The organism is Streptomyces sp. NPDC031474, from assembly GCF_055581185.1.
This window is the reverse complement of record NZ_JBVIJX010000007.1, coordinates 51,946-64,101: the sequence shown is the minus strand read 5'-3', so window position 1 is coordinate 64,101 and position 12,156 is coordinate 51,946. Positions and strand designations below refer to the sequence as shown.

6 protein-coding genes are annotated in these 12,156 nt (G+C 71.4%); 1 reads left to right on the top strand and 5 read right to left on the bottom strand.

The window, feature by feature from the left end; genetic code table 11:
• Positions 1-86 precede the first annotated feature (86 nt).
• The 4 genes from ACZ5SK_RS15675 to ACZ5SK_RS15660 all read right to left on the bottom strand — a co-directional run bounded on the left by ACZ5SK_RS15675 (position 87) and on the right by ACZ5SK_RS15660 (position 7,748).
• Positions 87-4,559, bottom strand: coding sequence for a LamG domain-containing protein (locus ACZ5SK_RS15675; RefSeq protein ID WP_457493910.1), 4,473 nt, complete (start codon positions 4,557-4,559; stop codon positions 87-89).
• Positions 4,560-4,679: 120 nt separating this feature from the next.
• Positions 4,680-5,273 carry a TetR/AcrR family transcriptional regulator gene (locus ACZ5SK_RS15670; RefSeq protein ID WP_334583414.1) on the bottom strand — a complete coding sequence of 198 codons (594 nt, stop codon included), beginning with the start codon at positions 5,271-5,273 and terminating at the stop codon, positions 4,680-4,682.
• Between the two features lie 40 nt (positions 5,274-5,313).
• Complete coding sequence (locus ACZ5SK_RS15665; RefSeq protein WP_334583415.1) at positions 5,314-6,987, bottom strand: class I adenylate-forming enzyme family protein; 1,674 nt, start codon at positions 6,985-6,987, stop codon at positions 5,314-5,316.
• A complete protein-coding gene (locus ACZ5SK_RS15660) occupies positions 6,984-7,748 on the bottom strand; it encodes an SDR family oxidoreductase (RefSeq protein ID WP_334583416.1) in 765 nt (254 codons plus the stop codon). Before ACZ5SK_RS15660 ends, ACZ5SK_RS15665 begins: the two co-directional genes overlap by 4 nt.
• A gap of 158 nt (positions 7,749-7,906) precedes the next feature.
• Here ACZ5SK_RS15660 and ACZ5SK_RS15655 point away from each other — a divergent pair, with 158 nt between their 5' ends.
• A complete protein-coding gene (locus ACZ5SK_RS15655; RefSeq protein ID WP_468156966.1) occupies positions 7,907-9,226 on the top strand; it encodes a serine-threonine protein kinase in 1,320 nt (439 codons plus the stop codon).
• A 25-nt stretch (positions 9,227-9,251) separates the two neighbouring features.
• Here the strand turns inward: ACZ5SK_RS15655 and ACZ5SK_RS15650 are convergent, their stop codons facing one another.
• Positions 9,252-12,041: a penicillin acylase family protein gene (locus ACZ5SK_RS15650; RefSeq protein WP_361701769.1), complete on the bottom strand. Its 2,790-nt coding sequence runs from the start codon at positions 12,039-12,041 to the stop codon at positions 9,252-9,254.
• Between the last annotated feature and the right edge of the window lie 115 nt (positions 12,042-12,156).

Below are 12,156 nucleotides of genomic sequence, written 5' to 3'. Positions count from 1 at the left end.
CGGATGGGTGGAGCGGGGTCGCCCCGCGACGCCCGGCCCGTTCGTTCCGGGCCGGGCGTCGCGGGGGGACGGGTGGACGAACGGGATCAGTCGTCGCCGGGTACGGCGGTCGCCACGCCCGGCATGCCGACGGCGAGCCGGCTGATCTGCGCGTCGCTCAGCGCACCCTGGAAGGTCCACAGGTCCGACACGGTGCCCGGGAAGTACTCGCCCCAGGTGGTGGCACCGGTCTTGACGCGGCCGAGCTGGAGGTTCTGCGCGGCCTTGAACGTCACGACGTCATCGCCGGACGAGTCGATGTCCGTGCAGCCCGGCACATCGGGGTCGCCGTTCTCGTCGGCGTCGGCGCAGGCGACGTCCTGGAGCTCGCCGTTGACGTAGAGCCGCAGGTCGCGGGCGAACCCGTCGTAGACGACCGCCAGATGGGTCCAGTCCTGGACGCTGTAGAACTGTCCGTTCTCCACCTGGGTTGCGGTGGCGGTGGAGCTGTCGGCGTCGGCGGTCTCGATGCGCCAGCGTCCCGGGTCGGCGCCGCCGGAGCCGGGCACGTACCGGACCGCGAAGGCGCTCTTGGCAGTGCCGGGCGCGCTGAGCAGGGTGACGTTCCCGGTGGGCTGGGCCGCCGCCTGGACGAAGCCGCTGACGGTGAAGCTGGCGCTGGTGTCGACGGTCGGGACGCCGGTCGCGGTGGCCGCGTAGTCGTCGACGCCGTCCAGCGTCAGACCGCCGTCCACCCAGCCGGAGCCGGTCGCCGCCCCGTTGTACAGGGTCATGCCCGCGCCGGTGGCGGAGGCGTCCGGGGTGACCTGCGGGCTGCCGGTGGCCGACTCGAACTTCCAGCGGGAGCCGACCAGCGGACGCTGCTTGAACAGTTGGCGCACCTCGTCGGCGGACACCGCCCGGTCGAACAGCCGGACGTCGTCCGTGTCGCCCTTGAGGGGGCTGCTCACGGCGCCGGCCGGGGTGAGCCCGCTGCCGATGGTGAGCGGCCCCTCGGAGGACCAGCGAGCGGTGTAGGCGGTGCTGGCCTGCAAAACGCCGTTGACGTACAGCAGGAGCTTGCCGGCGTCGGCGTCGTAGACGCCCACCACCTGGTTCCATTCGCCGAACCGGCCCGCCGCGCAGTTGGTGTTGGCCGCGCAGACGGTCTGGGTGGCGCGGACCAGGGCCGCGTCCGCGGTGTCGGCCTCCGGCCGGGTGAAGACCCAGCCGCCCAGTGCCGAGGAGTGGTAGAGCTCGAAACTCCTTCGCACGGAGCCGAGTTGGGAGACCGCGATCATGGATCGGGCTTCCTTGTCCTTGGGCAGCCGCACCCAGGCCGAGACCGCGAAGCTCTGGAAGGTGTCCAGGACCGGTCGGCCGGTGGTGGCGTAGTCGTCCACGCCGTCGAACGTCAGGGCGTGTCCGTTGACGCCGGTGGTGCCGGCGGTGGCGCCGCCCTTGAGCACGGCGTCGGTGGCCTGGCCGCGGCCGGTCACGGCGGTGGCGGCGGGGTCGGTCTCGTCCAGCGGCCAGACCAGCTTGGCCGGACGGCCGGTGTCGACGGGCTGCTTCGCGGCGAGCTTGGTGACCTGCGCGTCCGTCAGCTGGTAGTCGAAGAGCTGGACCTCGTCGAGCGAGCCGGGGAAGAAGTCGGCGAGCGTGCCGTAGTTCTTGGCCGCGCCCAGGATCGTGCCGCCCCGGGCGTCCCAGGGGGTGGTGAACGCGGCGGAGCCGACGAGCTTGCCGGCCACGTACAGCTTGATCTGGTGGTTGGGGTTGTCGAAGACGCCGACCACGTTGGTCCACTCGCCGAGGCGCGCGGTGGTGCAGGCGGTGTCGCCGGTGGCACAGGCGGGTTGTACGGCCCGGGAGGCCGAGCCCCCGGAGGTGGCGTCGTCGGTGTGCCGCAGGAACACCCAGCCGCCCAGCGCCGACGAGTAGTAGATCTGGAAGCCGCTGTGGTTCTGGCCGGGCTGGGACAGCGCGACGCTCGGGTGGCCCGGGTCGGCGCCGGGCAGCTTGGCCCACAGCGACACCGAGAAGCTCTTGCCGGTGTTGAGGACCGGCGAGTCGGTGGCGGCGTAGTCGTCGGTCCCGTTGAACGACAGGCCGGTTCCGGAGACGCCCGGCCCGCCGGGTGTGGCCCCGTGCAGGGTGGCCGGCCAGTCGCCGCCCGCCCCGGCCGCGGCGCTCGCCCCGGCGTTCTCGTCCATCTGCCAGGCCAGCCGCTCGGGTTGGCCGGAGCGGACCCGGAAGGTGTAGGTGGTGGGTTCGGAGCCGTTGCCGGCCGCGTCGAAGGCCTGCGCGGTGATGAAGTTGACGCCCGGCTTCGTCGGCATGAACGAGATCGTCTTGACGCCGCCGCCCGAGGTGGTCAGCACGTTGGCGCTGCTGGGCGCCGCGTTGACGCCGAACCAGTACTTGGTGACGTCGGTGGAGGTGGTGTCGACGGAGAAGGTGCCGTACCGTCCGACGCCGTCCCACCAGGGGTCGTCCGGGTTCTCGGGGTCGGACGCGCCGTACTGTGCGGAGCTGATGGTGGGTCCGACCGGCACGGAGGTGTCGTACATGAAGTGGCAGCCGTGGGAGCCGGTGTAGCTCCAGGCGGACCACTGGGCGCCGTCGTAGGAGTGGACGTGCCACTCGACGTGCTTGTTCTTGGGGATGCTGCTGGGCAGCGGGAGCGAGAAGTCGGAGCCGCTCTTCTTGCTGGTGGTCCTGGCCGAGGTCCAGCGGGCCTTCCAGCCGGCGCCGTCACCCGCGTCCCAGGACGCCTGGAACTGCACGGAGACGGCGTCCCCGTCGGGGTCCGTGACGTCGTTGGCGCGGATCGTCGCGGCGGAGCGGATGCGCACCATCTTGTCGGAGGCCACGCAGGGGCCGCCCGGGCTCATGGTGAGCTGGGAGAGGGTGATCTTGTTCGGTGCGCGGTTGTAGCGCACGCGCAGGTAGGCGTCGTCGGAGAACCGCTTCCAGGTGTAGCGGTCGCCCTCGTCGCTGGCGCGCATGCCGAGCGTGATGCTGGACCACTTCTTGGCGGCGGCGTCGGCGATGGCGTCCTTCACGTCGAACTCCGCGTCGGCGGCGGCGCAGCCGTCGGCGCCGTAGGCGAAGCTGACGGTCTTGAGCCGGTCGATCCAGAAGTCGGAGTTGTCCTGGCTGTTCCAGGTCGTGGACGAGGAGATGCCCTTCGTCCGCCAGAGCTGGACCTCGCGCTTCTGGCAGGAGGCCGCGTGGGTCTCCCGGACGACGAACTCCGCGGACAGGATGGACCGGCCGGCGAACTTCGTGGTCGGGATCTGGTAGAAGAGCCGCTTCACGTCGTAGGGGGCGCAGTAGTCCCAGCCGCAGTAGCCGAGGCCCGCGTCGGGGTCGCCGTTGAACTTCCACTGCGGGGAGCTCGCCCAGTACCGGGACACCATGGTCCAGGAGGTGGCCTTGGGCGAGTACCACTGCGGGTCGATGTAGACGGGATAGACGGTGTCGGAGCCGGTCAGCAGCGCCTTGTCCGGGGTGAGGACGAGGGCGTCCCCGCCGGATACGTCGACGCCGACGCGCTCGACCCGGCCGGACTCGGCGGCGGTGGGCTCGTCCTCGGTACCGGTCGCCGGGGCGGTCGACTCGTCCGTGGCGGCGCTCACCGTCCGGGCGGCGGTGCGGGCGACGGCCGCCGTCACTGAGGAAGCGGCCCCCGTCCGGGTCGTCGTCCGGGCGCTCGCGGGGTCGGCGGAGGCGGTGGCCGGTGCGCCCTCGGCGACGGGGCTGGAGTCCCACATCACCGGGGTGGGCGCCTCGAAGACGACTCCGCCCGCGCCCTTGTCGACGGCCCTGAGGCCGCCGGTCGGCGTCTCGGACACGGCCATGCCGTCGGCGTTCAGCTTCAGCCGCAGCTCGGCGAGCGCGCTGCTGTGCGCGGCCTCGGCCGACTTGACGACGAGGAGCTGGGTGAAGCCGTCGGGGCGGGCCCCGAGGCGCAGGTCCACGTCCGGCAGGATGTCGGGATAGACGGCCGTGTCGCCGTCCAGTCGCGGTGCGGGCACCGCGCCGGGCCAGGAGAGTTCGAGCGTGCGGCCCGCCCGCTCCAGGCGCACCAGCGGGTGTCCGGTGCCGCCGCCGGAGAACTCCAGGCCGACGGTGGCCGCCTTGGGCGCGACCATGCCGCCGTCGGCCTTGGCCAGCGCGGTGTCGATCGCCTGCCAGCTGCCGTTGATCCGGGTCCGCACCGGGCGCAGGTACTCCCGCGCCTCCAGGTGGCCGTCCGCGGTGGCGTACACATCGCTGCTCTCCCCGCGCAGCGAGGCCACCTCGACGCTCTTGCCGGATCGTTTCGCTGCCGCGACGGCCTCCTCCTCGGAGGCCGCGGAAGCGACACCGGCGCCACTCGTCGTATCGCTTGTCGTCCCGCTTGCCGTCCCGCTCTTCGCGGTCGCCGCCTTCGCGGCCGGCGCGCCGGTCTGCGGCCGGGCGGCGGCCGTGGGGACCGCTCCCATCTGCAACAGCCCGGCCACCAGGGCGACCCCTAGGCCGAGTACCGCCCCACGGCCGGCTCTCGGCAGTTTTCTGCCACCACTCGACATCCGTTCACACTCCCCCGCTTTGGCATGATCAGCTCATAGCGCGCGCCAACGTACGATCGGATCATGGCCCGGGGGTGAAGCGTCAACAGCGGAATGGTTAACTCCGGGTAAGCGCGGGGGTCAGGGACGCAGTGCCCGCAGCAGCAGGTCGGCCAGGTGATCGGCGACCTCCTGGGGACCCATCGGACCGTCCGGGCGATACCAGGTCGACAGGTGATGCACCGACCCGAAGTGGTAGTCCACGACCAGGTCGGCCGGGGTCGCGGTGGAGAAGACACCGGCCTGCTGGCCCTCCTCGACGAGCGCGCGGAAGCGTTCGTGATACCGCCGGCGCTCGGCACGGACCTGCTTGTTCTTCTCGGGGCTCAGGTGATGCATCGAGCGGAAGAAGATCATCGCGTCGTCGAGGTTCTCGATCGTCGTGACGACGACGTCCGCCGCCGCGCCCCGCAACCGCTTCTCGATCGGCTCGTCGGCGTTCGCGAAGGCGTCCAGCCGCTCCTGCTGGACGCGCAGCACGCGTGCGTACACCTCGTGCAGCAGGTCGTCCTTGGAGCCGAAGTAGTGGTACAGCGCCCCCTTGGTGACGCCGGCCGCCTCCACGATCTCCTGCACCGAGGTGCGGTCGTAGCCCTGCTCGGCGAAGAGCCGGGTGGCGGCGGCAAGGAGCCGTTGCGGAACAGGAGCCTCCGCACCGTCCGTCGTCCTGGGCACTGCCGCCACCTGCCTTCCTCGATGCATCACTGACTTCGCGCTACTGACCGTCCTGCGCACGGGAACGCAGTTCCCGACGGAGGATCTTCCCACTCGCCGTCTTGGGCAGGTCGGGCAGGATCTCGACCTGGCGCGGATACTTGTAGGCCGCCAGTCTGTCCTTGCAGTAGGCGGCGAGCGTACCGGCATCCGCGTCGGCCCCCGGACGCAGGCTGATGTACGCCTTCACCGTCTCCCCGCGGTACCCGTCCGGCACCCCGACGACGGCCGCCTCGCGCACCGCCGGATGGGTGTACAGCACGTCCTCGACCTCGCGCGGCCACACCTTGAAGCCGGACGCGTTGATCATGTCCTTCTTGCGGTCGACGACGTACAGCCAGCCCTGCTCGTCCATGAACCCGATGTCACCGGTGCGCAGCTCACCGCCGGGGAAGGTCTCGGCCGTGGCCTCGGGCCGCCGCCAGTACCCGGGCACCACCTGCGGCCCCCGCACGACGATCTCCCCCTGCTCGCCGAAGGGCGCCTCCGCGCCCTGCTCGTCGACGATGCGTACGACGGTGTCGGGCCCGGGAAGACCGACGGCGAGGGTCCCCGACGCCGGATCGACCGGCGCCTCCAGCTGCGGCGGGACGGAGGCGCAGGGCGCCGTGCACTCGGTGAGCCCGTAGCCGTTGCGGATGTACGGCCCGAAGCCGGCCCGGAACTTCTCGACCAGGGCCGGCGGCACCGGCGCGCCGCCCGAGGAGATGTTCACGAACGAGGAGAAGTGCTCCCGGGTGGCGGCCGGATGGGCGGCCAGCGCCATGAAGGCGGTGGACGGGCCGACCGTGTAGTGCGGCCGGTGCTCGGCGAACGCATCCAGCACCACGCCCGCCTCGAAGCGGTACGTCAGCACGAGCGTGCCCGCGCTGTTCAGACAGGCGCCGAGCTGGCACACCATGCCGGTGATGTGGAACAGCGGCGCGAGCGCGTAGTACACCGGCGCCTCGGGCAGGGGCAGCCCGGTGCGCTGCCGCTCGGCGTTGAACATGATGTTGCCATGCGTGTTGACAGCGCCCTTGGGCGTCCCGCTGGTGCCCGAGGTGTAGCTGATCAGGGCGATGTCGGCGGGGGCGGCCTCGCGAGACTCGGGGGCCTTGTGCCCCGCGCGGGCAACGGCCGTCAGATCGTCGGCGTCGGCGGCCTGCGGCAGCCGCTCGAACGTCAGCACGCGCGCGTCGCCCCGCGTTTGGAAGTCCAGCTCGCAGCCGGTGAGCACGATCCGCACCGGCGAGCCGGCGGCCGTGTCCCGCAGATACGTCTCCCAGGCCCGGTCGGAGCAGATCAGCGCGGTGACCTCGCCGTCCCGCAGCACATGGGCGACCTCCCCCGACTTGTACATCGGGTTTACGGGCACCACCGTCGCGCCCGCCTTCCAGGCGCCCAGCAGGGCGAGGACGAAGTGCGGGGAGTTCTGCAGCAGGACGGCGACCCGGTCGCCGCGCCGCAGCCCGCGGGCGGCGAGGTGACCGGCGACGGAGTCGCTGAGCTCGTCCACCTCGCGGTAGCTGAGCCGGCCGTCGAAATAGGCGAGGCAGGTGCGGTCGGGGGCCTCGGCGACGGACCTGCAGAAGGCGTGCACGAGGGAGTCGGCCGGGTCGATCGGGGCGCGCTGGGCGTCGTCGAGGAGGGCCAGCCAGGGCTTGGCCGCGTAACGGGAGGCGGGCGTGGTCACTCGGCGGCCTCCCACTTCTGCTGGAGGTGGTTCATGTTGGTCAGCCAGCGGTCGGGGTCGCCGGCCCGCACCTGGTAGTACCCGGCGACCTCCGGGTGCGGCAGGATCAGGAAACGGTCCTCGGCGATCCCCTTGAACAGGGCGTCCGCGACGTCCTCCGGCTCGATCGCGGTCGGTTTGAGCACCAGGTCGCCCGCGCTGCCGGTGGCGTCCAGCATGTCGGTGCGCACGCCCTGGGGACAGATCGCGTGGACGCTGATCCCCCGGTGCCGGTAGGTCAGCGACAGCCACTCGGCGAACGCGTACGCGCCGTGCTTGGTGACGCTGTAGGGGGCCGCGCCGATCATGGTGAGCAGCCCGGCCGCCGAGACGGTGGAGACGAACCGGCCCCGGCCGCGCTCCAGCCACTCGGGCAGCAGCGCGTGGGCCGCCCTGACATGCGCCATGACGTTGACGTCCCAGGCCAACGCCCAGACGGCCTCGTCGGCCGCCTCCGAGCCGCCCGAGGCGACCCCGGCGTTGGCGCAGTACACGTCGACGGCGCCGCCGAGCGCCTCCCGGGCCTGCTCGACGATGCCGGCGGCGTCACCGGGGACCGCGATCCCGCCGATCTCGTCGGCGACGGCCCGCGCCCGCCCGGCGTCCAGGTCGTTGACGACGACCCGGGCCCCCTCGGCGGCGAAGCGGCGGGCCAGCGCGGCCCCGATCCCGCCCCCCGCTCCGGTCACGACGACCCCGGCATCCTGCACGGCTTCCACCATCGGTCTCCTTCGACACGAAGCGAATCGGCTCGAGCGCCAGACTAACCGGTCGGTATGTACGGGGAAAGGGTCGGCTGCGTGACGTATGGCCAATCGCGCCTGTTGGCAGGACGATGCGCGCAGTCGGCACACCGCTTCGGGGGACGAGGGGGCCTGTCATGGCGGATCCTGCGATGAGCGTGACTCCTTACTGGGAGCTGACCTTCGACGCCGACGGGGACGTCGACGGCGGCCGGCGGGACCGGCTGCTGAGTGACGTGAACCGGCGCGGCGTCCATGACCTGATCGTCTTCTCGCACGGCTGGAACAGCGACCGTTCCGGGGCGACTCGTCTCTACAGCCGCTTCTTCGCCCCGATCCCCGCGCTCGCCCCGGCCGCGAAGATCGGTTACGTGGGCGTCGTATGGCCGTCGATGCGGTTCTCGGACGAGCCGATCCCCGACTTCCCGCGGTCCGTGGCGGCCGGCCCGGCGCACTGCCCGGCGCTGGACGAGGACACCCGCCACGCCCTCCTGGAGACCTTCCCGGGCCGGGCCACGGTGGTCGACCGGATCGCGCGGATGCTGGAGCAGCGGCCGCCCGAGGAGGCCGAGCTGGAGGAGTTCGGGCGGCTGGTGCGACTGCTGGTGGACGTGGTGCCGCCGGGACCGCAGGCGCTGTTCGCGGCGGACACCCTGGCCGAGGGGGTGCCGCAGGACGAGCCGGAGATGTTCACCGGGTCGACGGCGGCGGCCTGCGAGGAGTTCGCGCGAGCCCTGGCCGGGCTCGAATCCCCGTGTGGCGCCGAGGAGTTCAGCCTGCCCAACCCGTGGGACGGGGCGCACGAGCTGCTGCGTCAGGCGACGTACTACGCGATGAAGCGGCGCGCGGGCACGGTGGGCGAACGGGGACTCGGGCCGTTCGTCGGCCGACTGGCGAGCGTGGCGCCCGGCGTCCGGGTGCACCTGGTGGGGCACAGCTTCGGCGGGCGGCTGGTGTCGTTCGCGCTGCGCGGACTGCCCGAGGGGGTGCGCACGGTGAAGTCGGTGACGCTGCTCCAGGGCGCCTTCTCGCACTACGCCTTCGCGACCAGGCTGCCGCACGACGCGCGCGCGGGAGGGGTGCTCCAGGGGCAGCAGAACCGCATCGACGGCCCTCTGGTGTGCTGCTACTCCTCCTTCGACGCGGCGCTGGGCACGCTGTACCCGCTGGCCTCCCGGATGGCGGGCGACGAACGGGGGGCGGTCGAGGAGTTCGGCATCGGGGCGGCGCTCGGCGTCAAGTGGGGTGCGATGGGACACGACGGGGTGCAGGCGGTGCCGGGCACCCGCGCGTGCACACTCGCCGAGGCGCTGGCCGCCTCCCTGCCGGCGTCGGGCTGCGTGAACGTGGACGCGGCGGCCGTGGTCCGGCGCGGCGGGGCGCCGTCCGGGGCGCACAGCGACATCGTGCACCCCGAACTGGCGCGGTTGGTGCTGGCGGCGGGCCGGATCCGTTAGGACGCGCCCCGCCGCCGGCCGTGGCCTACCGGTGTGAGGTGAACTCCACCACCTGCTGGAAGGTGGGCCGGTTCTGCCAGCTGATGTTGCCGTGCTTGATGCCTCCCAGGGTGCGCTGGACGATCGAGTCGGCGCACCACTGGTTGCCCGCCGCGCACAGGGCGTCGCCGGGGTAGACCTGGGCCGCGGTCTTGCCGGCCGCAGTCTTCAGGGTGCTGATCAGGACGTCCCGGCAGCCGCTGAGGGTGCCGCCGCCGCAGTACTTCTGCGTCAGTGCGCCCTGCACGCTCTCCCCGAGCACGGCCCGGATGTCCTTGTCGACATAGCTCCACCAGCCGTACTGGAAGGAGCTTCCGGCGTGCGCCCCGGTCGGGCCGTGGGCGGCCGACGGGGACTCGTCGACGGTCAGGTTGGCCGTGAACGCCGTGTACAGGCCCGTGCCGAGACCGGGTTCGAACTCGGCCTTGACCAGCAGCGGCCACCAGGCGTCCAGGATGCGGATCGCGTCGGCGTCGGCGTACGTCTTCGAACCGGCCGTGGTCTCCGTGCGCTTGCCGCCCGCCGTCAGCCAGGTCTGCAGCTTGGTCACCGCGGCCGCGGCCGTGGTGTCGGTGACCGTGGAGCTGTTGATCACCTTCAGCAGGTCGGGCAGGACGTCCTCGGCGCGCAGGTCGGCGAGCGCCGCGTCCGCCATCGCCTTCGTCAGCGAGGCGCGCGTGACGCCGCCGGCCGCGACCAGCTTCTTCACCCGGTCCTCCAGCAGGTTGCCGCGGTGCACGGACCCGTCGCCCCAGGAGGCCGTCGCGTAGTCCTTGGCCTGCTTGTTGTTCCAGGAGATGTAGTAGTCCTGGTCGATGGAGTTGGGGTGCGCCGAGGCCGGGGTGTACTCGGCCGTGTTGGTGGCCGGCACCCAGTTCTTCCACTCGTAGGCCGCCTGCGCCCACACCGGGAACTCGGCGTCGACGCCGCTCGCGCGCACCGGGTTGTTGCCGCTGTTGTAGTAGGCGGTGTGCGTGGAGTCGGCGTAGAACCAGTTGAAGGTGTAGTTGATGTGCTGCACCGCGCTCTGGAAGTCCTGCGGGCTCTTGACGTAGTCCGGGTCGTTCAGCATCTGGAAGCCGATGATCGAGTCGGCCTCGTGCAGATACGACGAGCGCAGGGTGGTGTAGGCGACCTTCTTGCCGCCCACGGTGGCCCGGTACTCCACGGGTCCGTACTTGGTGCGGTAGACGCGCATCGTGTACGAACCGGCGGCGGTGCCGTCGGCCGTGGTCGGCTTCCAGGCGTTCTTCTGTTCGATGACGTCCATGGCCGTGCAGACGCCGTGGTACAGGTAGTGGTAGTCGTCCTGGCACAGTTCGACCGCGTAGGTGTCGATGATGTCCTGGCCGGAGGTCGTGGCGCTCCACGCGTAGTCCTGGCCGCGGCCGAGTTCGACGTACATGCTCAGACCCGCGAACGAGGCGCCGCGGGCGCTGATGCCGGGCCCCTGGATCTCCTGCAGCATGAGCAGCTGCGGGGCGAAGTAGCCGGTCTGCGGCCCGAAGACGGCGACGGGGTGACCACTGGCCGTGGCCTTCCCGCTCACCACCAGGGCGTTGGACATGCCCCGCCGGGCCGAGCTGAGGGCGGCCGCGGTCGCCTTGGCGGAGGCGGCGGTGGCGCTCGCGGCGGCCCCCGTCCCCGTCGCGTCGTAGATCAGCGGCTCCGCGGTCACCGACCCGGCGTCGGGCAGCGCCTCGCCCTGCGGGCTCGCGGGCTTGCCGGCGTACGGGAAGCTCTCGCCGTTGTGGACGGTGAGGACGGCCTCGGGGTCGTTGCGCTCGCGGAACGCCTCCCAGACCTGGGTGCCCTGCGCCACGCCGTACTTCTCCTGCGCGGCGAGCAGCGAGATCGCGTTGTTGACCTCGCCACCGCCGCCTGAGCCGAAGAGCGAGCCGATGACCGAGGCCAGCGCCACCAGGTCGGTGATCTTGAAGTGATCTATGGTGCCGGCGTTGGTGATTGAGTCCTTGTGGCCGGTCAGGACGTATTCACCGGGGAAGTAGCGGCCGCTGTCGGAGGCGTCGATATAGGAGTTGACGCCGGCCAGGTAGGCGTTGGCGTCGTCGAGAGCCTGCTTGCCGCGGGCGCCGTTGGTGGCGATGGCGTTGTCGATCTGGGCCTGGAGGTCTGCCTCGGTGTACGGAGCGTTGCGCCAGAACTGCTGTTCCAGACCCTGGTTGGAGGGGGCGCCGCCCGCGAAGGCGGTGAGCTGTCCGCGGCCGACGTGCCGGAAGACGTCCATGAGCCACAGCCGGTCCTGGGCCGCCGCATACCCGGCGCCGAACTCGGTGCCGTATCTGGTGGTACCGGTGATGTGCGGTACGCCCGTCTTCTTGTCGCGGACGATCGTCACGTCACTGCGGCCGGCGGGGCTCAGGGTGGAGGCGACTTGATCGGAAGGGACGCCGAACGACGCGTCGTTGAAGAACGTGTTGATCGTGGCGTTGGTGAGCGTCGGGTAGCCCTTGGCCAGGTTGGCGTAGGGGCCGAGCTGGTCCTCGGCGTGGTCGGGCTGGGTGCCGAAGGCCTGGTTGAGGAGGACCTGGGCGAGGGTGGCGTTGCCGTTCTCGCCGGGCGGCAGGATGTCGGAACACTGTCCGCCGCAGTAGTCGCCCGCGGCCGCCGTGGCCTCGGCGGCAACCGCAACTTGGGAAAGCGGGGACAAAAGCCCGGCAATCAGCGCGCATACGGAAGCGGTCTTCAGGAACCCGGGGAATCTGCCGGGAGTTCTCAGTCTGTCGAGAGTGGTACGGGGGGTTCGCCGTGGCATCGGCTGCTCCTAGCGACGGGGGTCGGCGGAAGGTTACCGCCGGTATCCCCGGGATTGAAGATGAACATGCGTCACTTTTCAGAGTCGCCACCGCGGACCGGGAGGTCAGCGGAAA